The 19,978-nt window shown below is 72.4% G+C and carries 24 protein-coding genes; 7 read left to right on the top strand and 17 right to left on the bottom strand.

Annotated features, from left to right (window positions below; genetic code table 11):
- Positions 1-152: 152 nt before the first annotated feature.
- The 4 genes from ACFV6D_RS29065 to ACFV6D_RS29050 form a co-directional block, all read right to left on the bottom strand.
- A complete protein-coding gene (locus ACFV6D_RS29065) occupies positions 153-791 on the bottom strand; it encodes an RICIN domain-containing protein (RefSeq protein ID WP_380561695.1) in 639 nt (212 codons plus the stop codon).
- The gene (locus tag ACFV6D_RS29060) at positions 791-1,648 is read right to left on the bottom strand and encodes a peptidoglycan-binding protein (protein WP_380561693.1); all 858 of its coding nucleotides are present in this window, start codon (positions 1,646-1,648) and stop codon (positions 791-793) included. Before ACFV6D_RS29060 ends, ACFV6D_RS29065 begins: the two co-directional genes overlap by 1 nt.
- A 54-nt stretch (positions 1,649-1,702) precedes the next feature.
- Positions 1,703-2,596: a CAP domain-containing protein gene (locus ACFV6D_RS29055; protein WP_380561691.1), complete on the bottom strand. Its 894-nt coding sequence runs from the start codon at positions 2,594-2,596 to the stop codon at positions 1,703-1,705.
- Positions 2,597-2,728: 132 nt separating this feature from the next.
- The gene (locus ACFV6D_RS29050) at positions 2,729-5,764 is read right to left on the bottom strand and encodes a BTAD domain-containing putative transcriptional regulator (protein WP_380342956.1); all 3,036 of its coding nucleotides are present in this window, start codon (positions 5,762-5,764) and stop codon (positions 2,729-2,731) included.
- Between the two features lie 132 nt (positions 5,765-5,896).
- Between ACFV6D_RS29050 and ACFV6D_RS29045 the strand changes: the two genes are divergently transcribed.
- Entirely contained in the window at positions 5,897-7,387 is a 1,491-nt protein-coding gene (locus ACFV6D_RS29045) for a BTAD domain-containing putative transcriptional regulator (protein WP_380342953.1), read from the top strand.
- Between the two features lie 25 nt (positions 7,388-7,412).
- Here ACFV6D_RS29045 and ACFV6D_RS29040 read toward each other — a convergent pair whose 3' ends face one another.
- From ACFV6D_RS29040 to ACFV6D_RS28990, 11 genes are all read right to left on the bottom strand, one after another.
- Positions 7,413-7,883, bottom strand: coding sequence for a hypothetical protein (locus tag ACFV6D_RS29040; protein WP_063348126.1), 471 nt, complete (start codon positions 7,881-7,883; stop codon positions 7,413-7,415).
- Positions 7,884-8,043: 160 nt separating this feature from the next.
- Positions 8,044-8,637, bottom strand: coding sequence for a DUF4157 domain-containing protein (locus ACFV6D_RS29035; RefSeq protein ID WP_380342950.1), 594 nt, complete (start codon positions 8,635-8,637; stop codon positions 8,044-8,046).
- Between the two features lie 188 nt (positions 8,638-8,825).
- The gene (locus tag ACFV6D_RS29030) at positions 8,826-9,341 is read right to left on the bottom strand and encodes a DUF6879 family protein (RefSeq protein ID WP_380495155.1); all 516 of its coding nucleotides are present in this window, start codon (positions 9,339-9,341) and stop codon (positions 8,826-8,828) included.
- Between the two features lie 79 nt (positions 9,342-9,420).
- The gene (locus ACFV6D_RS29025) at positions 9,421-10,605 is read right to left on the bottom strand and encodes a methyltransferase domain-containing protein (RefSeq protein ID WP_380561689.1); all 1,185 of its coding nucleotides are present in this window, start codon (positions 10,603-10,605) and stop codon (positions 9,421-9,423) included.
- 313 nt (positions 10,606-10,918) lie between these two features.
- Positions 10,919-11,764 carry a helix-turn-helix transcriptional regulator gene (locus ACFV6D_RS29020; RefSeq protein ID WP_063348122.1) on the bottom strand — a complete coding sequence of 282 codons (846 nt, stop codon included), beginning with the start codon at positions 11,762-11,764 and terminating at the stop codon, positions 10,919-10,921.
- A 3-nt stretch (positions 11,765-11,767) separates the two neighbouring features.
- Positions 11,768-12,286 (bottom strand): DUF6879 family protein, encoded by a 519-nt coding sequence (locus tag ACFV6D_RS29015; RefSeq protein ID WP_380424957.1) that lies wholly within the window; start codon positions 12,284-12,286, stop codon positions 11,768-11,770.
- Positions 12,264-12,491, bottom strand: coding sequence for a hypothetical protein (locus tag ACFV6D_RS29010; RefSeq protein WP_063348120.1), 228 nt, complete (start codon positions 12,489-12,491; stop codon positions 12,264-12,266). The genes ACFV6D_RS29015 and ACFV6D_RS29010 overlap by 23 nt, the downstream gene beginning before the upstream one ends.
- A gap of 147 nt (positions 12,492-12,638) precedes the next feature.
- Complete coding sequence (locus tag ACFV6D_RS29005) at positions 12,639-13,493, bottom strand: helix-turn-helix transcriptional regulator (RefSeq protein WP_063348119.1); 855 nt, start codon at positions 13,491-13,493, stop codon at positions 12,639-12,641.
- 215 nt (positions 13,494-13,708) lie between these two features.
- Positions 13,709-14,281 carry a DUF1707 domain-containing protein gene (locus ACFV6D_RS29000; protein WP_380424954.1) on the bottom strand — a complete coding sequence of 191 codons (573 nt, stop codon included), beginning with the start codon at positions 14,279-14,281 and terminating at the stop codon, positions 13,709-13,711.
- 96 nt (positions 14,282-14,377) lie between these two features.
- Positions 14,378-14,578, bottom strand: coding sequence for a DUF397 domain-containing protein (locus tag ACFV6D_RS28995; RefSeq protein ID WP_363371647.1), 201 nt, complete (start codon positions 14,576-14,578; stop codon positions 14,378-14,380).
- A gap of 10 nt (positions 14,579-14,588) precedes the next feature.
- Positions 14,589-15,479 carry a helix-turn-helix transcriptional regulator gene (locus tag ACFV6D_RS28990; protein ID WP_363371645.1) on the bottom strand — a complete coding sequence of 297 codons (891 nt, stop codon included), beginning with the start codon at positions 15,477-15,479 and terminating at the stop codon, positions 14,589-14,591.
- A 176-nt stretch (positions 15,480-15,655) separates the two neighbouring features.
- On the opposite strand from ACFV6D_RS28990, the gene ACFV6D_RS28985 reads away from it, so the two are divergent.
- The 5 genes from ACFV6D_RS28985 to ACFV6D_RS28965 all read left to right on the top strand — a co-directional run bounded on the left by ACFV6D_RS28985 (position 15,656) and on the right by ACFV6D_RS28965 (position 17,573).
- On the top strand, positions 15,656-16,027 hold the full coding sequence (locus ACFV6D_RS28985; RefSeq protein WP_380561687.1) for an ATP-binding protein: 372 nt from the start codon (positions 15,656-15,658) through the stop codon (positions 16,025-16,027).
- Positions 16,027-16,290 carry a hypothetical protein gene (locus ACFV6D_RS28980; protein WP_063348115.1) on the top strand — a complete coding sequence of 88 codons (264 nt, stop codon included), beginning with the start codon at positions 16,027-16,029 and terminating at the stop codon, positions 16,288-16,290. Before ACFV6D_RS28985 ends, ACFV6D_RS28980 begins: the two co-directional genes overlap by 1 nt.
- A 105-nt stretch (positions 16,291-16,395) precedes the next feature.
- Positions 16,396-16,785: a hypothetical protein gene (locus ACFV6D_RS28975; protein ID WP_380342929.1), complete on the top strand. Its 390-nt coding sequence runs from the start codon at positions 16,396-16,398 to the stop codon at positions 16,783-16,785.
- A 78-nt stretch (positions 16,786-16,863) separates the two neighbouring features.
- The gene (locus ACFV6D_RS28970) at positions 16,864-17,064 is read left to right on the top strand and encodes a hypothetical protein (protein WP_380342927.1); all 201 of its coding nucleotides are present in this window, start codon (positions 16,864-16,866) and stop codon (positions 17,062-17,064) included.
- A 104-nt stretch (positions 17,065-17,168) separates the two neighbouring features.
- Complete coding sequence (locus ACFV6D_RS28965) at positions 17,169-17,573, top strand: DUF3052 domain-containing protein (protein ID WP_380342924.1); 405 nt, start codon at positions 17,169-17,171, stop codon at positions 17,571-17,573.
- A gap of 166 nt (positions 17,574-17,739) precedes the next feature.
- On the opposite strand, the gene ACFV6D_RS28960 is transcribed toward ACFV6D_RS28965, so the two are convergent.
- Both ACFV6D_RS28960 and ACFV6D_RS28955 read right to left on the bottom strand, forming a co-directional pair.
- On the bottom strand, positions 17,740-18,450 hold the full coding sequence (locus tag ACFV6D_RS28960; protein WP_380342922.1) for a DsbA family protein: 711 nt from the start codon (positions 18,448-18,450) through the stop codon (positions 17,740-17,742).
- Between the two features lie 118 nt (positions 18,451-18,568).
- Positions 18,569-19,393, bottom strand: coding sequence for a class I SAM-dependent methyltransferase (locus ACFV6D_RS28955; RefSeq protein ID WP_380342920.1), 825 nt, complete (start codon positions 19,391-19,393; stop codon positions 18,569-18,571).
- 138 nt (positions 19,394-19,531) lie between these two features.
- On the opposite strand from ACFV6D_RS28955, the gene ACFV6D_RS28950 reads away from it, so the two are divergent.
- A complete protein-coding gene (locus ACFV6D_RS28950) occupies positions 19,532-19,804 on the top strand; it encodes a hypothetical protein (protein WP_380342918.1) in 273 nt (90 codons plus the stop codon).
- The last annotated feature ends 174 nt before the right edge of the window (positions 19,805-19,978 follow it).

Here is a 19,978-nt window from a genome sequence, read left to right as displayed (position 1 = left end):
CCCCCCCCACCCCCCCCCCCGCGCCGCGCGTGAGAGGTGGGGGGGGGCCGCGGCGCGGGCCGCCCGCCGCGGCCGGCGAACGGACCGGGGACGGGGCGGGTCCGACGATTCGCGCCCCCGGCGGGAACCGTCGGACCCCTCTCGGCGAGCCGTCAGCCGATCTTCCAGCGCTGGGCCGGGTCGTTGCCGTTGCAGGACGTCACCGAGGTGAGCTGGGCGACGCCGTTGGACTTGAGGCACTGGCCGGTGGCCACGTTCTGGATCAGGTACCAGCCGCGGTCCTCGTCGGTCCGGATCCACTTCTGGTTGGCCGGCAGCCAGTCGCCGGCCGGGCGGTTGAGGCCGTCCCAGCCGCCGGGGGTGTCCCAGAGCTGGACGGCGCCCGAGCCGGTGTCGAGGTCGACGACCTTGCCGGCCGAGCCGTGCGAGATGGCGGTGGTGCCGTCGCAGTAGCCCCAGAACGACCAGGTCTGCGCGGCGCTCTGGTTGCCCTGGTAGACGCCGATCCGCTGGCCGTTGACCTCCGTGTTGGCCGGCAGGTCGAGGGCGCCGGTGGCGCCGTTGTAGACGGAGGTGACGGTCTGCAGGTTCGGCGCCAGCTCGCAGCCGGCGGCGTGCGCGGCCGGGGCGGTGACCACGGCCGCCCCCGCGACGGCCGCGACGGCGCCGAGCCCGGCGAGGAACCTGCGGGTACGGGTGACGGGTTTCATCGGGTTCTCCTTCTGGGTGTGGTGGATCCGGGTGTGGTGGATCCGGGTGTGGTGGATCCGGGTGTGGTGGAGGTGCGGCATCAGCCGCGCGGGACCTGGAGGGCGTCCCACTGCTTGGGGCCGGGGATTCCGTCGGCGTCACTGCCGGAGTCGCCCAGCTTGTGCTGCCAGTTGCGGAAGGATTCGAGGTCCGCCCCGGACCACTCGGGGCCGGGGCCCTCGGCGTAGGCGGAGCAGCCCTCGGCGACCAGGCGCTCTCCCATCCGGGTGATGACGTCGCTCTTCTGGCCGTCCTGGAAGAAGTCGGCGCCGGGGAAGGGCTCGCAGCCGCCCTCGCTCCCGCCCCCGTCCCCGCCGCTGTCGGCCTGGGGCCGGGCGCCGCCGTTCGGCTGGTCGGCGGCGGAGGCCTCCTGCCCGAAGTAGACCGCCCCCTGGCGGTCCCGCCACTGCGGGTCGGCGAGGATGACGCCGTCGGCGAAGTCCGGGACGCCGTACCCGTACACCCAACTCGACTTGCGGTCACGGGTCTTGAGGTAGACGCCGTCGCCCTCGGAGCTGCCGTCGTCGTTGGTGTTGCCCTCGACGGTGGTGATGGTGGAGCTGGTGTAGGCGACGCAGATGCCGGTGTGGCTGCCGCCGCCGGGGCCGTAGAACACCTGGCCGCCGATCACCGGGTAGTCGGTGAAGCGGTCGCGGTCCTTGAACCAGGCGACGCCCTCGGCACAGGAGGCCGTCACCGGGAACAGCCCGGCGTTGCCGGACTGCTGGGCGCACCAGGCGACGAAGGTCGCGCACCAGGCCTCGCCCTGGGACCACTCCAGGCCGGGGACGGCCGGCGAGTACTTCTGGATGTTGTTCCAGTGCGAGCCGCTGCGGCCCTCCTGGTATCCGACCTCGTCTCGGGCGACGCGGATCAGGTCCGCCGCGTTCGAGGACATGAGGGTGGCTCCTTGCTTGCTGTGGCTGCTGTGGCTGCTGGGGGGACGGGGAGGTCAGGCCTGGGCGAAGGTCTGGACGTAGCGGCCCCAGTTGCCGCGCTGGCGGGGGGTGTAGCCGATGCCGATGGAGGTGAAGTCGCGGCCCAGGATGTTGTCGCGGTGGTGCGGGCTGTTCATCCACATCTGCATGGCCTCCGCCACGCTGTTGCCCGGGGTGACGTTCTCGGCGGCCGAGCGGAACTGGAAGCCGGCGGCGTGGATGCGGTCCCACGGGTTGCTGCCGTCGGTGCCGTCGTGCTGGGTGAGGTCGTGGGACGCCATGTCGTTGGCGTGCCGCTGGGCGGCGGCGCTCAGGCGGTCGTCGAGCCGCAGCGGCTGGAGGCCGGCCCGGCCGCGCTCGGTGTTGACGGAGGCCAGCATCTCGGTGCGGAAGTCGCCGCCGGGCTGCGGCTGGGGCTGCGGCTGCTGCTGGCCGCCGGCGCCGCCGTTCTGGCCGCCGGCCGGGATGAGCTGCCAGCGCTGCGCCGGGTTGTTGTCGTCCTGCTTGGTGAGGGTGAGCGGGGCGCCGGGGGCGGCCGCGGTGAGGAACAGCTGGCCCTCGTCGCCGCGGGCGGTCCGGACCCGGAACCAGTCGTTGTCGATGACGTCCAGCACCCAGCGCTGGTTGGGCTGCCCGTGCTCGTTGAACAGCCAGGTCTGGCCGGTGGAGTAGTTGTAGTCGATGACGACGGCCTGGCCGGGGGCGTGCTTGCCGTTGGTGAGCTGGGTCTCCAGGAGCCAGCTGCCGCCGTCCTTGGCCCAGAAGACCCAGCCCTGGGCGGTGGTGCCGTTGGGGCCCCAGGACTGGACGGGGGTGCCCGGGCTGCTCTGGCTGGAGCGCACGTCGGCGACCGTTCCGTTCGCGGACTTGAGGGTCCAGACCTGGCCGTTCTGCGGGAGCGTGGGCATGCGTGGCGCCTATCTTCGGTGGGAGTGGCCCCGGCTCCGCACTGGTGCGGTCCGCGACCTGACGAGAGAGAAGATCGCGGACCGCGGTAGACAAGTGATCAACAAGGGGTGGAGGGCCGTCGGGGACACGCTTTAGGGCTGCGGCAGGCCGTCCAGCAGGGCCCTGGTCTGCTCGGCGTCCTTGGCGAGCCCGAGCCGCTCGTACACCTCCAGCGCGTCCGCGAGGCAGGCCCGGGCCTGGCGGGGGCGGCCGAGGCCGGTGAGCGCGGTGCCCAGGGTGCGCAGCAGTGCGGCCTCCAGGGCGGCGCTGGTGCGGCGGGCGAGCGGCAGCGCCGCCTCGGCGGCGTCGGCGGCGAGCAGCCAGCGCTCGGCCTCGGCGTGGATCCGGGCGGCGAGGTCGCCCGCCGCCGCCGCGAACACCGTCACCTGGAGGGCGGCGAACTCGTCGCGGGCGCCGACGGCGTGGGCGAGTGCCGCCTCCGGGTCGCCGCACAGCCGAAGGACCCGGGCCAGGTAGTAGCGGCCGGTGGCGGCGGACACCGGGCCGGAGCCGCTCATCAGGCGGGCGCCGCGCTCGGCGGCGTCCCGGGCCTCGGCCAGCCGGCCGGTCTGGGCGCAGCTGAACGCGAACTCGCCGAGGGCGCTGCCCTCGGAGCGTTCGGCGCCGAGGCGGCGGAACAGGTCGGCGGCGCGACCGGCGTGTCGGGCGGCGTCGGCGTAGCGGCCGTGGACGCGGGCGTTGCCGCCGAGGGTGAGCAGGGCCTTGGCGAGGACGCGGACCTTCGGGCCGTCGCCGCTGCCCCCGTTGCCGCCGTCGTCGTCCTGGCAGAGCGCGACGGCCTGGTGGATGTCCTGTTCGGACTCGGCGTAGCGGTTGATGTGCCAGAGCATGCCGCCGCGCACGTAGCGGGCGAGGGCGAGCGGGCCGTGGTCGCCGCGGGCGGCGGCCTCGCGGGCGATGCGGTCGGAGAGGTCGGCGATGTCGCTGGTCTGGGTGCGTTCGGCGAGTACGGAGCCCATCCGGTCGGCGAGTTCGGCCGCGCGGTCGAGCGGCAGCGCCGGGTCGGCGCAGCTCAGGGCGATGGCGGCGGCGTGCACGCCGGCCTGTTCGCGCATCCAGCGGACGGCGGCGGGCCCGTCCGTGATCGTCTTCCCGGGGGAGCGGACGGGCGCGTCGAGCAGGCTGAGTTCGACCGGGTCGGCCTTGCGGGCGGCGCGGTCGGCGTTGCGGGCGGTGGCCAGGCAGTAGTCGACCAGCCGGTCGGCGGCGGCGGTGCGTTCGGTGGCGGGTTCCTCGGCGGCGAGCCGGCCGCGGGCGTAGTCGCGGACCAGGTCGTGGAAGCCGTAGCGGCCGAAGCGGGGGGAGTGCAGCAGGTTGAGGTCGACGAGTGCTTCGAGGAGTTCGTCGGTCTCGGTTTCGGTGCGGCCGAGCAGTGCGGCCGCGCAGGGCAGCGGGACGTCGGGGGCGTCGGGCAGGGACAGCAGGCGGAAGGCGCGGGCGAGTTCGGTGTCGAGGCGGTGGTAGGAGAGGGCGAAGGTGGCTTCCACCGTCCGTTCGCCGTCGCTGAGTTCGGCCAGTCGGTGTTCCCGGCGCAGTCCGTCGGCGAGCGCGGCCAGGGTGAGCGCGGGGTCGGCGGCGAGCCGGGAGGCGACGATGCGCACGGCGAGCGGCAGCAGTCCGCAGGCTCGCACGATCTCGTCGGCGGCCACGGGTTCGGCGTCGACGCGGTCGGCGCCGATGATCCGGGTCAGCAGTTCCAGTGCCTCGGCGGGCGGCAGGGTGTCCAGGCGCATCTGGTGCGCCCCGGCGAGGCCGGCCAGTCGGACGCGGCTGGTGACGAGGACGGCGCAGCCGGACGAGCCGGGCAGCAGTGGTTCGACCTGGCCGAGGGTGGCGGCGTTGTCGAGGACGACGAGGACCCGCCGCCCGGCCAGCGCCGAGCGGTAGAGGGCGGAGCGCTCCCCGGTGTCGAGCGGGATCTCGGCGGCGGCCACGCCGAGGGCGCGCAGGAAGCCGGCGAGCACCGTGCCAGGGTCCAGCGGGGTGTGGTCGGCGCCGCGCAGGTCGGCGAAGAGCCGCCCGTCGGGGAAGCGCCCGTGGGCCTGTCGGGCGACGTGCACGGCGAGCGTGGTCTTGCCGACCCCGCCCATGCCGTCCAGGGCGGAGACCACGACGGCTCGCCCGCCGGCCCCGGCGAGGTGGTCCACCAGGGTCTCGACCTCCTCGGTGCGGCCGGTGAAGTCGGCCAGGCCGTCGGGCAGTTGGTCGGGCGGCTGCCAGGCGGGGGCGGGTTCGGCGCGGGCGGAGGCGGATGCGGCGGGGGCGGGCAGCAGGGACGGGTCCTCGCGCAGGATCCGCAGGTGCAGTGCGGCGGGGCCGTCCTCGGCCGTCGGCGCGGCGGCGGCGGCCGTCGACGGCCGGCGGGTGTCCTCGTGCCGGGTGGGCCCGTCCCCGCCGGGCGGCAGCCGGCGGCGGGCGTCCTCGTACACGGCGAGTGCCTCGGCCTTGCGGCCCGCCTGGTAGAGGGCGCGCATCAGGACGGCGGTCAGCCGGGGCCGTTCGGGGTGTTCCAGGGCGAGGGCGGCGGCCTCGGCCGTCAGGCCGGTGTGGTCGCCGATCTCCGCGTCCAGCTCCAGCCGCGTCTCCTTGGCGTGAAGTCGCTGTTCGGCGAGGTGGGAGCGGACGGCCTCGGCGTGCGGCCCGGGCAGTCCGGCCAGCGGTTCGCCGACCCACAGCCGCTGCGCGGCCAGCAGGACCTCCCGGACCTCCTGCGGCGGGGCCTGCTCGTCGCGTAGCCGTCCGGCCGTGGCCAGCAGTTCCTCCCAGCGGGCCGCGTCCACCTCCGCGTCGGGCACCCGCAGCGCGTAGCCGTCGCCGACGCGCACCAGCGGCATCCGCTGCGGATCCGGCCCGGTGTACGGCTTGAAGGCCGACCGCAGCCGGGAGACGGCCAGTTGGACGGCCTTGCGGGGGTCGGCGGGCGCTGCCCCGCCCCACACCCCCTCCACCAGCACCGGCGTCGCCACCGTCCGTCCGGCGGCGCTCAGCAGCACCGCCAGGACGGCCCGCTGCTGCGGCCGGCCCAGTTCGATCTCCCGCTCCCCGTGCCAGGCGCGCAGTGGCCCCAGCAGTCCGAACCGCAGCCCGGACGCCCCGATGTCAACCATGTCCCGTCCCCGAATGTCGTCCGGTGCCCGGATCACGCCACTTCCGTACGGACGGCGGCGCCCCCTGATCCGGTCACCTATGCTCTGTCACGGATTGTGTACTTGAAACTCATGGCTTCGAGGGGTGGGGGCATGGGGCTCGAATTCCGTGTGCTGGGGCCGCTGCGGGCCCGGTGCGACGGCCACGAGATCGACCTCGGTCGGCCGCAGCAGCGGGCCGTGCTGGCCGCCCTGCTGCTGGCCCCGGGCCAGCTCGTGCCCACTGAACGGCTGGTCGAGGGCTTGTGGGGCGAGGATGACGCCCGTTGGCCCAAGGCTCCGGCCGGCCAGATCGGCACCCACGCGCACCGGCTTCGCCGCGCCCTCGCGGCCCCCGGCCTACTGGTCGCCACGGCCGGTGGCTACCGGCTGGAGGTGGATCGGGCCGCCGTCGACCTGTTCCGCTACGAGGACGGAGTGAGCCAGGCCGTCACGCTGCGCTACGACGACCCCCTGCGGGCCCGGGAGTTGCTCGCCGGCGCGCTCGCGCTGTGGGAGGGGCGCGCGCTGGACGGCGTGCCCGGCGGTTTCGCCGAACGCGCCCGCGAACGGCTCGCCGCCGGCCACCACGCCGCCGTCAAGGTGCTGCACGACCTGGACCTGGCGCTCGGCCGGCACACCGAGGCGCTGCCCGCGCTGGACGCGCTCGCCGCCGCACACCCGCGCGACGAGGAGGTGCAGCGCCTCCACCTGCTGGCCCTGCACCGCTGCGGGCGGACGGCCGAGGCACTGGCCGCCTTCGAGGCCCTGCGCGAACGGCTGGACCGCGAGCTGGGGCTCGAACCGGCACCGGCGGTCGCGGACCTGCACGCCCGCATCCGCGGAGGGGGCGCCGAGCTCGCGGCGCCGTCCGCCCCGGTACCGCCGCGGCGGCCCGCCCGGCCCTGCCAACTGCCGCCGGACATCCCCGACCTGGTCGGGCGGGCGGCCCAGGTGCGGGAGGCCGAGCGGATCCTGCGGTCCGGTGTCGGTGATGTCGACGGTGCTGGTGTCGGGGCCGGTGTCGGGGCCTCGCCGGTGCTCGGCCTGTCCGGGCCGGCCGGCAGCGGCACCTCCGCGCTCGCCGTGCACCTGGCGCACACCGTCCAGGACGCCTTCCCGGACGGGCAGCTGTACGCGGCCGGCGAGACGGCGGAGCCGGGCACGGTGCTGGCCGCCTTCCTGCGGGCCCTGGGGGAGCGGCCCGTCGAGGACGCCGGTGTCGGCGAACTGGGCGCACGCTACCGGGCCGCGCTCGCCGGGCGGCGGGTGCTCGTCGTGCTCGACGGCGTCACCGACCCGGCGCCGCTGCTGCCCGCGGTGGCGGGCTGCGCGGCCGTCGTGGCCGGCGCCGAACCGGGCGCCCTGCCCGCCGACGCGGCCCGGCTGGCCGTGGGCCCGCTGGAGCCGCAGGACGCGTACGAGCTGCTGGCCCGGGTCGTCGGCGCCGAGCGGATCCGCCGGGAGCCGGGCCCGGCCGCCGAGGTCGCCGAGCTCTGCGGCTACCTGCCCGTACTCCTGCGGTCGGTGGCGGCGCGCCTCGCCGCCCGCCCGCAGTGGTCCGTCGCCGACCTGGTCCGCTGGCTCGCCGAACGGGGCGCCTGAACGGCGCTCCGTTCGGGGGCGGGGGCTAGTAGAGGTCCGAGGACATCGCCCACATGCGGATGTCGCTGGTGGGCGTGGTGACGATGGGGACCTCGCCGTCACCCCAGTAGATGGCGACGCCGCCGAGCCTCTTCACCACCAGCCGGGCGCCCGGGTGCCCGTACGTGCCGGAGGACCAGCACACGCCCCCGGAGGCGGAGTAGACGACCAGGTTGCCGTCGGACTGCATGACCGCCTTGTACCCGCAGTGGTTCACGTTGGTGCGGGAGTCCCACACGGCCAGCGGGTTCGGGGTGTTGTACCCGCGGTAGACGACCAGGTTGCCGTCGGACTGCATGATCAGCCGGGAGTTCTCGGAGTCGACGTGCCAGCCCGGGTAGAGCGGCTCGTCGTTCCAGAGCGTGTGGGTCGACGGGTCGTACGCCGCCTGCGCGGTGCCGGCCCCCAGCATCGTCCCCGTCAGCGCCAGCGCCGCGGCCGCCACCCCGACGGCCATGCGTCGCACAGTCTTCACTGCCTTCACTGCCTTCATCCCCGGGTACCTCTTTCGTCCATATCGCGCCCGTGAAAGTACGGGGCGCCCCGTGGAAACGACCATGGGGCAAGGCGGTAGACAAACGATGAACGATCCCGTTGATGGGCGGGGACGGGACGGCTCAGCCGCCGTGTTCCTCGTCCTCGTGGGCGGTGGTGTGGCCGGTGTGGCCGGTGTGGTCGGCGCGGTCTGCGGCCGGGCCGGACAGCACCCGCCGGGCGTTGGCCTCGGCCTCGCGCTCGAAGTGGTCGGACGGGTCGCTGATGCTCAGCCCGGAGCCGTTGTCGGAGCCCGCCACGGGGCCCTGCCGCTGCTGGAGGACGTGGGTCAGCTCGTGGGCGAGGGTGTGCCGGTCGCCGCCGCCGTCGCCGATGACGACGTGGTTGCCGGAGGTGTAGGCGCGGGCGCCGATCTCGGCGGCGGAGCTCCGGGCGGCGCTGTCGTCGTGGATCCGGACGTCCGAGAAGTCGGCGCCCAGGCGGGCCTCCATGTCGGCGCGGGTGGCGCCGTCGAGCGAGCGGCCGCCGCTGCGCAGCACGTCGTGGACGGCGGCGCCGGAGCGCTGCACCTGGCCGGCCCGCTGGAGTCGCTGGACGACGGCGGCGTTCCCGACGGACGCCTGGAGGCCGAGCAGTGCGGGTGCTGGTGTCCGGGCGGAGGCGGGAGAGCTGGTCGAGGGGGCGTGCGCCTTGTCGTCACTGTCGCGGGTCCTCATCGGCGTCCCTTCGGGTCGATGGCCGGTGAGTCCTGGATACCCCGCCCACGCCCGGAGCGGTAGGGATGGCGGGGGCAGCAACCCTGCCCCCGGGGGCATCACAGCCCGTTGGTTGGTCCCCAACATGTGGACGGAGCAAGAGGATTGCCGTCGAGGGTAGGGCGTGCAGGCGAGGCGGCCATGCTGGATCAGTGAAGCCGGTACTCCTCGTGCGGGATGGCTCGCTCCCACACCGTTTCGAATGTCGACTTCACCAGTTCGACGACGGCCGGCTCGGTGCGCCATTCACGGTCGACGACCTCACCGACGCCCGAGAAGTACGTGAACAGCACCGACGCCCCGTCGAACAGCCACAGGTCGGTGCCGGGCAGCGCGATGTCGGCCGCCTGCCGGCGGGGAAGCCAACGGACCTGTTCGCCCGCTCGGACGTTCGGGAACGTCACGTCGTACTCGTATCGGATGTAGTCGGTGACCGGCTCGGAGACGACCCGGGCGCGCCTCATCGCGACACCGCGTGCCGTCGTCTCGGCTACCACGTCCAGGAACGGGCGCCACCAGGACGATCGCTCGGCAGCAGGGTCAAGGCGTTTGCCCTGCTGCCATGCGATGAACTCGGGGTCGCTGGGCTGGTAGGTGTCGCGCATCTCAAGGTGTACGGCGGAAATTTTGGCCGCAGCCAGGCCCTCAAGTACTGGGTTCGTCATCGTTCCTCCTCATCGCCGCGCAGATCTGCTTTGCCGCCCGCTCGTTGGCTTCCAACGAGCGGGCGGGAGGGGCCTCGTCCTACGACACCCGGCTGATGACGGTGGTCGGGCCGTCGAGGAAGACCTGCTGCTCGTCGCCGACGATCCGGAGCCCGAACCGGTCCGGGCCCGGTCGGTCGGCCTTCTCCCACCAGCCGTGGGCCTTCTCGATCTCGTCCCAGAGTCGGCGAGGCCCGTACTGCGAGACCGTGAACCGGTCCTCCTGGCGGCCGTCGTGGTCCACCGCGGCCCACGAGGTGGCGTCCGTGGTGGCCACCCACAGGCGGGTGGCCACCCCCTCGACGTCGGGTTCGTGGTGCCAGGCGGTCCACACGTCGCCGAGTTTCAGACCGAGCGCGAACCGCACGTCCAGGTCCTCGCCGCACACCTGCCACGGCGACAGCCGGGTGGTGGACTCGTCGGGCTGGTGGTGGTCGCGCACGACGTCCCGGTAGATCCGCAGGTCCGTCCGCTGAGCGCGCATCAGCATGAACGACCCGTGCGCGCTGAACTTCCCGTAGGTGTGCTGCTCGCCGACGACGAGCCGGAGCAGTCCGAAGGAGAGCATCGGGCTCTCCCACGGTGTGACGATCACGCCGCCGGGGTCGGTCTGTTCGATCCACGCCGTCGGCACCCTGCTGACCGAGCAGGTGGAGATGATCCGGTCGTACGGCTGCCGGGGGGCCCAGCCGTCGGCGCCGTCCCCGCTGACGGCCTCCACGGCGAGCCCGGCCGCGTTGAGCGAGGCGCGGGCCTGCCGGGCGACGTCAGGGTCGACCTCGATGGAGGTGACCCGGTCGGCGCCGAGCCGGTGGGCGAGCAGCGCGGCGTTCCAGCCCGTTCCGGTGCCGATCTCCAGGGCCTTCAAGCCCGGCCAGACACCGAGGTCGTCGAGCATCCGCACGACCATGGCGGGCGAGGAGGCGGAGGACGACGCCCAGGCCTCCGCGCTGTCGGCCGGTTCCTCGCCGTCGTTGACCTGCGTGACGACAGGCCCGTTGGCGTAGGCGGCCTCGAACCACCGGTCGGGCTCGTCCCGGAGGTCGCAGGGCCGGAGGTCTCCGTTCTCGTCGTCCAGCCAGATCCGGTCCGGCAGGAACCGGTGACGCGGGGTCGCCCTGACCGCGTCCTTCCATTCCTGCGGGACGGGCTTGCCGAGTTCTTCGCTGATGGCCAGGAGCAGGCCGCGCACGGCGGCCTGCTCCTGGTGGATGTTCTCCGTCACTGGTCCTTCTTTTCGTGCTTCGGAGGCGGCTTCGGGCGCGAGGTGTCCTTGGACGGCTTGTCCTTGCCCGGGTCCTGCTGGCCCGCGTGCTTGCCGGCCGTTCCGCTCATTGGCCCTCCCTGTTGGTCGGTGAGGTGTGGAGGTCGTCGCGTGGCTACAGGTCCGGCGGCCTCGGCGACGGGGGCGAGGCGGGCTTCTTCGGCTTCGGGGGATCGGTGACCTGCAACGGCCTGCTCCTGTCAGCTCGTTGTGTCCTCAACGGTAGGGAGGGGGCCTGCGCCCGGTCGATGAACTTGCTCGACCTTGCCCGGATTCACCCGAGCGCGTTGATGGCCTGGGTGATGAGCGAACGCGCCTCGGCGCCGTAGACCGCGATGCTCGCCAGCTCGGAGAAGGCCTGGCCGTACTCGGCGATCTCCGCTGGTTGGGTGATGGTGAGGTGGGCGGAGACAAGCTCGACGTTCACCTGCGCATCGTCGTACATGGTGAAGGACTCAACCGGCCATCCTGCACCCCTGGTTGTCCCGAGGGGAATCACTCCGAGGCTGACCGAGGGAAGGGAACCGACACCGATCAGATGGCCAAGTTGGCCCAGGAGGACGTCCGGCGTGCCGATGACCGTTCGCAGCACCCACTCCTCGACCAGGACGGCGAAGCGGTGGTCTCCGGTGTGCAGCACGTTCTGCCGCTCCATCCGTACGGCGACGGCTTCATCGACGTCGTCGGGCGTGTTGCGCAGCGACACGATCGTGTGGAGCACCGCACGCGTGTAGGCGGCGGTCTGGAGCAGGCCAGGGACGACCCACGACTGATACATGCGGAAGCGGCGTGTCCGCTCGAACAGCGGGCGTACGGATTCCTGCGCCCGCTTGAGTCCGGCTCGTTCGAGGCGGCGCCACTCGACGTACATGCCTTCGATGTTCCGGGCAGTCGCGATGAGGTCCGCGGCCTGATCAGGGACGCCACAGATGGCCGTCCAGACGCGTATGTCAGCCTCCGACGGCATCACCCGGCCACTCTGGATCTTGGAGCACTTCGATTCATGCCACCCAGCGGCCTCGGCCACCGCCCGCGCGCTGAGTCCGGAGTCTCGCCGGATATCGCGCAGACGCTGGCCGAGAGCCTGTTTGGCTTGCTGGACGCTGGATGACGCGGACACGGTCTAGTGCAGCCGGAAGTCCTTGTGCGGCACTGCCCGCTCCCAGACGGCCTCGAACGCGGAGTGGCAGAGCTTCAGGATCTCCGGGTCGGTGCTGATCTCGTCGTCGACGAAGTCGCCCTCGCCGCTGAAGTGGTGGACGACGAGGTACTGCCCGTCGATCAGCCAGAAGTCATTGCCGGGGAGCGCGAGGTCGGTCGTCTGCCTACGCGGAAGCCAGCTGACCTGCTCGCCGGAGGCGATGTTCCGGAACGTGATCTCGTGCTCGAACCGGACGTACTCGCTGACCGGCTCCGACACCACGCGGGCGCGCCGGATCTCGACGCCTCGGGCGGTGGTCTCCTGGACCAACTGCAACCAAGGGCTCCACCACGTCGAACGGTCGGCCGGGTCGTCGCGGAGCCCGTCGAGCCAGCGGACGAACAGCGGATCGTCTCGCATGTAGCCGTCGCGCATCTCAAGGTGAAGCGCCGAGCGGGTGCAGGACCGCAGCAGGTCCTCAAGCGTGGGGGCCGCTGCCACCGTTCACCTCCGGGAAGAACTGCATCATTCGCCTGGGGAATTCGATCACGGTCTCGTGCCCGGGGACGTCCATCTGCGCGAGACGGTCCGGGTCGAGGACCTTCCAGCCCTGGAGGATGTAGTTGCCCGTCACGTCATCGAGGTAGACGGTCGGGGACTTGCCTTCGGGGCTGTCGGGGTCTTGTCCGAGCTTGTGCAGCGCCATCGTGGGCCTCCTCGTGGTTGGAGTCGATCGCTGTGAGAGAGCTTGCCGCACAATTCGGTACCCGCACCACGAACTTGCTTGAACTTGCTCGGCGAGAGCGAGCAGGTTCATGCAGTGGAAGACGCTGACATTCTTTTTGATGCCCTATCAGATCCAGCTTTCGGCAGCCGCGGTGAGCAGCCGCCGGGCGTCCGCGTCGTAGAGCGCACTCGGGGCCAGTAGGTCGAAGACCTTGCGGTACTGGGCGATCTCCTCGGGCAGACCCAGCCGGAGTTCGCCGCTGACGACCTCAACGGAGGCCAACTGGTCGTCGAAGATCCAGAACCCGTGCACGGGTGAGGCGGGCAGGCGTGTGCGGAACGGCACGACGCCCAGGCGCAGGGCCGGGAGGGTCGTCGCGGAGACCAGGCGGTCGATCTGGGCGCGCATCACCTCGGCGGAGGCGGTCCCGTAGAGCAGGGCGGCCTCGGTGAGGAGGATGTGCCAGTGCCGGCCGCCGGGCGAGTGCGAGTACAGGATCTGCTGACGGGCGAGGCGGGCGGCCACGGCGGCGTCCGTGTCCGGCGGGCTGTCGTTGAGCTGGGCGTGCTCGCGGAACCGTGCAGCCGCGTAGTCGGCGGTCTGGAGAAGGCCCGGTACCCAGCAGGGTTCGAATGCGCGGATGGTCTGTGCCGCGGCCTCCATGTCGGCCCAGGACTTCTGGACTGCGGCGTGGCCCTGTCGCAGCTCGTGCCGCCATTGGGCGTACCGGTCGTCCAGCTCGTGCAGTTGGACGACGAGTTCCGCAGCGGCCTCGGGGACGTCGCAGGCGTCGGCCCAGGCCCGGACGTCGGCGACCGTGGGGGATTGCCGCCCTTGCTGGAGCTTGGACACCTTGCTCGCGGGCCAGCCGAGCCGGCCCGCGAGGGTGCGTCCGTCGAGCCCGGCCGCCGTACGGATCGTGCGAAGGCGTCGGCCGAGTTCCAGGCGGGCTTCGTGGACGCCCTGTCGTGTGGTGCTCAACGCGGGCTGCCGGTGAGTCGCAGCTTCACGATTGCTCCTCCTAGCCGAAATTTCTCAAAGTTTCTCACCGGCGTGGTCGTGACGGAAGGTCGGAATCGGCCAACGGCGCGTCGTGGCGGGCGCTTTGAGGGCGGGAATCTGGCTGGGTAACGAGATCGCCCGCTCGTCGGGATCGACGAGCGGGCGAGGGTGCGTAGCTGTGGAGTGGGCCTGCCTCAAGCGCCGAAGAGGCGGCGGCGGGGAGGGCGCGCGACGACCGAGGCGTGTTTGAGGGTGCCGGTGAGCTCGATACGGAGCCGGGGCCTGGCGTCGCCGCCGCTGTCGAAGCGCTGCTTGACCTTGGAGAAGACCAGGGTGAGACCGTCGGTGTCGAGGGTGACGAGGCCCGGCGGGCTGATGATGAGCAGCTTGCCGTGCCGCAGGGACACGTCGATCAGAAGGGTGTCGGCCGTGATCACCGCCTCGGTGAAGTCGAGGACGACCGTGCAGTGCTTCGGCCGCAACTCGATGTGCCGGGGGACCACCCAGCGCCCCGCCCGGGTGTACTTGCCGCCGCGCTGGTCGATGACCAGCACGTCCTTCGGCACGGCCACGGCCGACGCGAAGCTCGGCAGGTCGGTGGTCAGCTCGGCCAGCTCGGCGAGCGTCCGGGCCGAGAGCGCGGCTTCCAGCCGGGTTTCGAGTTCTTCGGGGGTGAGCCGGCCGTCTGCGGCGGCGACCTGCAGCGTTTCTACGATGCGGTCCCGGTCCTGATGGGATGCCCGTAGCGCGGGCAGGTCTCTCGACATGGGTCCACGCTAACCCAGGGCGGGCGGCCCGGAACAGGGAGTTGGGCGGAGGCGGTCAGCACCAAGTGTGCTGACCACTGGGCGTGCGGTAGAGGTTCAGATGAGGTAGTCGAACTCGCCGGCCTTGGCGCCGAGGACGAGGGCGCGGAGTTTGGCGGTGGTGGTGGTGACAATGATGTCGGGGTCGTCGGATTCGCGGAGGTGGCGGAGGTCGTCGTCGCCCTGGGCAAGTTCAAGGCAGGCATCGGCGCCTTCTGCGTCGCTGTAAGACGACTTTTGCCAGACGAGGTGGGACATCGGACGCCTTTCAGGTCTGAAGCTCGTAGAGGAGATGGTGAATGAGCCCCCAAGAGTCACGTGTATCGAGCTTACGCAGGGCGCCGTTGCAGTCGACAGGCGGGAGTGAGAGCTCGCTCAACTGCTGGAACTTCTGCACGTAGGCATCAACATCGACTGGGTCTCCGAGGTGCTCCGAACGCTTCGGGCCGGAGAGGATCACCGTCGACAGCTCAAGGCATCCCGGGTCGCAGAACAGGAATGAAGCCGAGAGCGGCGCATGCCTGGGCGCGGTGAATGGCAGTACCTGGATGCTGACATTCGGCAATTCCGCCACTTCGATCAGATGAAGAAGCTGAGACCGCATGACTGTGTCTCCGGCAAAGCGCATGCGCAGCGCGGCTTCATGGATGACGAACTTGAACTGCCGTGGCTTGTCATCTGCGAGGATCCGCTGTCGGCCGCTTCGGAAACGGACCTGTGTCTGGGGTTCCCATGGGCTCCTGGCGTGACCACCCTCGTAGATCGCCTTCGCGTAGTCGGGTAGTTGCAGCACCCCTGGGATGTAGAGCGAGTCGTAGCTGTGCAGCCGGACGGAGCGGTCCTCTGCCTCGGCCAGATCCAGGGCGAGGGGCGGGACCTTTCCCTTGAACTCGGTCCACCAGCCCTTGCCATCGCTCGCCCCGAGAGCGCGCAAGAGGGCGGCATAGGTCTCATCCGTGCACCCGTAGCCGTCAAGAAGAGTCGCGAGCCGTTCCGAGTCGAGTGCCGTGCGCGCCGCCTCGATGTGGCTGAGCTGCGGCCCGGCGATGCCGATGAGGGCACCGGCATCCTTGACCGCCAGCCCGGCGGCCTCGCGCAGCCGCCTCAGCTCAGCGCCGAACCGCCGCTGCCGTTCGCTGATTTGGGTCCTGAGTGCCAAGGGGGGTTCCTTCCGTGTCGGGGCAGTCTCCACCCACACGAGTGAGCTTATCCAAGCTGGGTGGGTCTTCTCCGCGATTAGGTTGCACGCGTGAGCCCTGTGCTCTTACTCTCAGTGTTGCACCGGTCACATGACGGATCGTCAGTGACTCCCCCCTCTCCCTCCCGGGGTCTCTCATGCGTGCTTCCAACCCTCCCGACTGGACCGCCGCCCGCACCGAACTGTGCGACCTCCTCACCACCGCCGGCTGGCCGCCCCCCACCATCTGCGACGCCGAACTCGCCCTCCACGAACTCTTCTTCAACGCGTGGAAGCACGCCGGGAGCCTCGCGCCCCTCGTCGTGCTCTCCCTCCTGGAGTGCAGGCTCCGCGTCTCGGTCTGTGACGACAGCCAGATCCTCCCGCCCGAGCCGTGCGCCCCCGCCGACCCCTACGCGCTCTCCGGTCGAGGTCTGCACCTCGTCCGTTCCCTCGCCCACCGCTTCGGCGCCGACCTGCGCAAGCAGGGCAAATCCGTCTGGTTCGAGCTGCAGTTGGACGCCGCCTGATGCCCCTTCCCCGCCGCCGCCCGATGCTCCCGACAGACCCCCGGATCCGGTACTACACCGACGACCACATCCGCACGCTCCTCGCCGAAGTCGACGAGCGCGGCCGCAGGTTCGGCCTCATCTTCCCCTCCGCCACCATCGACCGCACCATCGACGGCCGCGTCCTCGTCCGCTTCAACACCGCCCCGGCCTCCACGCTCCTCAACCTCCTCTCCCTCCTCCTCGCCGCCGACCGAGACCGCGAAGACCCGTGCGCTTTCTGATCGCCGCTGCTTTCGCCGTCCTTCTCGCCCTGGCGATCGCCACCGTCGTCCTGGGCGTCATCACCGCACTCAACGTTGCAAAGCCCGACGAGGAGGACCCCTGACATGCCCGACCCGGACCCGGACCCCGACTTCGGCCCCAACCCCCTGGCCAACCTCCTGGCGAACGCCCTCGCCGCGACCCACTACGCCGTCGCCGCCGCCTTCAACACCCTCGCCCCCGGCGTCGCCCAGCCCGTCCCCGACGACTTCGACTGGCGCGAACTCGAAGCCTTCATCTTCCACTTGGGCTTCGCCGCCGACGACTCCGACGCCGCCCTCAACCTCTACCGCCTGGTCACCGCCGTCCAGCGCATCGCCTACCGCGAGGCCGCCGGTCGCAACGCCGCCGGGCACCCCGCCCGCCTCAACCCCCACCTCAACCCCGGCCCCAGCCCTGCCCCCAACCCCCGCCCGTCCTCCGTCGGATTCACCCGTCGGGGTGGTGCCGGGTGAATGCCACCGACCGCGCCCCGCGCGGCCCCTAGCGTGGGCAGGGCCAAGCGCCAGCCACCCCAGGGGAGGGGACCCGACGTGTCCGACGTCGCCGAATACCTGCTGCTCTACGTCGAGGGCGACGCAGTCGTGGCGCACGACGCCGACCTGCACCCGCACACGTTCCCCCTCCCGCCCGGCGAGCTGGGCGCCACCATCACCCGGGCCGATGCCGCCGGGGGCGCCCAACTCCTGCTGGCCGTCAGCTCGTCCGGGATCGTCTCCTGCCGCGAGATCTGACGCACCGTCAATCTCCGGGCGTGTTCAGCGCCGACCACCGTCCGCGTCTGATTGGCTACCCGGATGCGAGGCGACAGGCGCCTCCAAGTCAAAGGAACACCGGCATGACGACAGAGCGCACCAACCCGGCGGCCCGGCTCGGGTTCCAGTCCGGGCAGGTCGTCCAGGAGATCGGCCACGACGAGGACGTCGACCAGGACCTCCGCGAGGGCATCGAGTCGATCACCGGCCAGGACCTCGTCGACGAGGACTACGACGACGTGGCCGACACCGTCCTGCTCTGGTTCCGCGAGGACGACGGCGACCTCACCGACGCCCTGGTCGACGCCATCGGTCTCCTCCAAGAGGGCGGCATGATCTGGCTGCTCACGCCGAAGTCGGGCCGGGACGGCTACGTCGAGCCCGGCGACGTCAACGAGGCCGTCCAGACCGCCGGCCTCTCCTCGACCAAGGCCATCGGCGCCGCCCCGGACTGGGCCGGCACCCGCCTCATCGCCCCCAAGCGCTGACATCCCCGGAGCGGGAAGGCGGCGGGGGGGGGGGGGGGTGCGCAGCGCCCCGCCGCGGGGGGCCCCCCCCCCCCCCCCCCCCCCCCCCCCCCCCCCCCGCGGGGGGTGGGGGGGGGGGGGCCGCCCCCCCGCCCCCCCACCCCCCCCCCCCCCCGCGCCCCTCACCTCACCGCTGCGGCAGCTCGCACCCGTCCGGCCCGCACGCCTCGCCGCCACCGCCGCCGACCAGCAGGGGCACCACCGTCCGACTCTCCCAGGCCTGCTCCAGGGCCGCTGTGAACGTCTCGGCCGGCTGGGCGCCCGAGACCCCGAGCCGCCGGTCGAACACGAAGAACGGCACCCCGGTGGCGCCCATCGCGCCCGCCGTCGCCTCGTCCTCGCGCACCGCCTCCGCGTAGGCGTCCGGATCGGCCAGCACCGCCGCCGCGGCCTCGCCGTCCAGCCCGGCCTCGACGGACAGTTCCACCAGCCGTCCTTCCGCGAAGGCGGATCGCGCGTCGGCGAAGTTGGCCCGGTACAGCGCGTCCAGCAGCTGCCCCTGTCGCCCGTGGTCCTTGGCGAAGTGCAGCAGGCGGTGCATGTCGAAGGAGTTCGCAGCGTCGCGTCCCTCGCGGAGGTACGCCAGGCCCTCCCCGTGTGCGTTGTCCGCGATCCGGGCCTCCGCCGCCTCGGCCTGCTCCAGGCTGAGCCCGTACTTGGCGGCGATCAGCGGGACGACCGGCCGCGCCTCGGCCGGCGAGTGCGGGTCGAGCTCGAAGGAGCGGTGGACGACCTCCACGTCCCCACGGTGGGGGAAGCGCTCCAGGGCCTGCTCGAACCGGGCCTTGCCGATGTAGCACCACGGGCAGTTGATGTCGGTCCAGATCTCCACGCGCACGGCGTCGCTCCCGTCTCCAGCCGTGCGGGGCCTTCCCGCACCCGGCTCCGTGGCCAACGCCGACGACCACCTGAATATTTCTCGTGATGAAATATTCAGGCGCCCGACGGGATCGGCCTCACCGCCGCCGCGCCGTCGCGAGGTGGATCCTGAACCCGTACGGAAGGTGCCCGTCCGCCGGGCCCGACGCCGCCCGGGCCTCCGTGAGGAACGCCTCGTGCAGGACGGCGCGGGCCTCCTCGTCGAGCGGGCCCATGTCGTAGACGCCGGACACGGCCTCCCACACCCGTTCCGCCGGGCCGCCGAGGTCGATGAGGACCGTCTCCCACCCCACCGGCCCGAACCCGGCCGGCCTGAGCAGCCCGGCGAGGCCGTCGCGGCTCCGCGCCCGCCGGTCGCCCAGCGCCGGGATGCGGCGGTCCGCGGGGAGCGCGGCGAGGGCGGCGGACAGCCGCTCGCCGAACCGCTCATGGACCTCGCCGCCGACCATTCCGCCGCCGAGTACGCACGCGAGCAGCCCCCCAGGGGCGAGCACCCGGGCGATCTCGGCGGTGACCAGTTCCAGGTCGCCCATCAGCATCAGCGCGAGGTGGGAGACGCAGGCGTCGAACGCGCCGTCCGCGAAAGGGAGTTCCTGTGCCCGTCCGACGGCCAGCCGGGCGCCCGCCAGGGCCGGTCGGCGGCGGGCCAGCGCGAGCGCCTCGGGGGACAGGTCGATCCCGGCCAACTCGCGACCGCTGGTCCCGGCGAGTAGTTCGAGCAACAGCCCGTCGCCGCAGCCGAGGTCGAGCACCCGGCGGCTCCCGGCGGCGCGGTCGCGGAGGACCTGGTAGCTGGTCCTGCCGTCCGAAGCCCTGGCGCGGCCGAGCACGTCCGAGGTCAGCGCCGGATGCTCGGCGTGGAAGGCCTTCAGGAACGCTTCCTGCGATGCGGTCGTCGTCATGTCCCCGAACGTAGGTACTCGGCGCCCCGCCCGCAGGCCGTTCCGTGGATCGGCGATGACGAAGGGGAATACGCCATCGCCGCCCCGCCGCACGGCAGTTACCGTGTCGGTGACAGCCCGAACGGAAGGCGGACAAGGATGGGAACCTCCGCGCACGTCATGGCGCCGCCACTCGTCGCGGTCGCGGTGCTCCTGCTCGCCGTCAAGTGGGTCAGGCGGCGGCGGGACGGCAGGCCCGTGCCCCTGCTGCCGCGATCAGGTCCGGCCTGGGCGGGCGCGTTGGCCGCCGTCGCGTTCGTGCTGGTCACGGGCGGTCTGGCCGGCCGGGCCGGGGACGCGGTCGTGCCGGCCGTCGCGCTCGGGGGACTGGTCGGGGCCTTCGTGGACCTTCGCTTCGACGCCCGGCGATGACGTCCGGCGATGACGTCCGGCGCTGACGCCGTCCCCGGCCGCGCCCGCCAACCGACCCGTGGGGGGGGGGGGGGGGGGGGGGGCCGCCCCCCCGCGCCCCCCCCCCCCCCGCCCGGGGGGTGGGGGGCGCCCCCCGGCGGCGGCGCGGCGCCGCCCCCCGCGTGGTGGGTGTTG

This window comes from Kitasatospora sp. NPDC059812 (assembly GCF_042732075.1).
GTDB lineage: Bacteria > Actinomycetota > Actinomycetes > Streptomycetales > Streptomycetaceae > Kitasatospora.
This window is presented reverse-complemented; position numbering and strand designations above follow the sequence as displayed.

Coding starts and splice junctions, on each gene's coding strand:
- ACFV6D_RS28985 (WP_380561687.1), top strand. CDS start 15,656: ATGCGTGCTTCCAACCCTCCCGACTGGACCGCCGCCCGCACCGAACTG.
- ACFV6D_RS28955 (WP_380342920.1), bottom strand. CDS start 19,393: ATGACGACGACCGCATCGCAGGAAGCGTTCCTGAAGGCCTTCCACGCC.
- ACFV6D_RS29035 (WP_380342950.1), bottom strand. CDS start 8,637: ATGAGGACCCGCGACAGTGACGACAAGGCGCACGCCCCCTCGACCAGC.
- ACFV6D_RS29055 (WP_380561691.1), bottom strand. CDS start 2,596: ATGCCCACGCTCCCGCAGAACGGCCAGGTCTGGACCCTCAAGTCCGCG.
- ACFV6D_RS28980 (WP_063348115.1), top strand. CDS start 16,027: ATGCCCCTTCCCCGCCGCCGCCCGATGCTCCCGACAGACCCCCGGATC.
- ACFV6D_RS29040 (WP_063348126.1), bottom strand. CDS start 7,883: ATGGCCGTCGGGGTGGCGGCCGCGGCGCTGGCGCTGACGGGGACGATG.
- ACFV6D_RS29060 (WP_380561693.1), bottom strand. CDS start 1,648: ATGTCCTCGAACGCGGCGGACCTGATCCGCGTCGCCCGAGACGAGGTC.
- ACFV6D_RS29010 (WP_063348120.1), bottom strand. CDS start 12,491: ATGGCGCTGCACAAGCTCGGACAAGACCCCGACAGCCCCGAAGGCAAG.
- ACFV6D_RS28975 (WP_380342929.1), top strand. CDS start 16,396: ATGCCCGACCCGGACCCGGACCCCGACTTCGGCCCCAACCCCCTGGCC.
- ACFV6D_RS29065 (WP_380561695.1), bottom strand. CDS start 791: ATGCCGCACCTCCACCACACCCGGATCCACCACACCCGGATCCACCAC.
- ACFV6D_RS29000 (WP_380424954.1), bottom strand. CDS start 14,281: ATGTCGAGAGACCTGCCCGCGCTACGGGCATCCCATCAGGACCGGGAC.
- ACFV6D_RS28965 (WP_380342924.1), top strand. CDS start 17,169: ATGACGACAGAGCGCACCAACCCGGCGGCCCGGCTCGGGTTCCAGTCC.
- ACFV6D_RS28950 (WP_380342918.1), top strand. CDS start 19,532: ATGGGAACCTCCGCGCACGTCATGGCGCCGCCACTCGTCGCGGTCGCG.
- ACFV6D_RS28995 (WP_363371647.1), bottom strand. CDS start 14,578: ATGTCCCACCTCGTCTGGCAAAAGTCGTCTTACAGCGACGCAGAAGGC.
- ACFV6D_RS29030 (WP_380495155.1), bottom strand. CDS start 9,341: ATGACGAACCCAGTACTTGAGGGCCTGGCTGCGGCCAAAATTTCCGCC.
- ACFV6D_RS29045 (WP_380342953.1), top strand. CDS start 5,897: ATGGGGCTCGAATTCCGTGTGCTGGGGCCGCTGCGGGCCCGGTGCGAC.
- ACFV6D_RS29050 (WP_380342956.1), bottom strand. CDS start 5,764: ATGGTTGACATCGGGGCGTCCGGGCTGCGGTTCGGACTGCTGGGGCCA.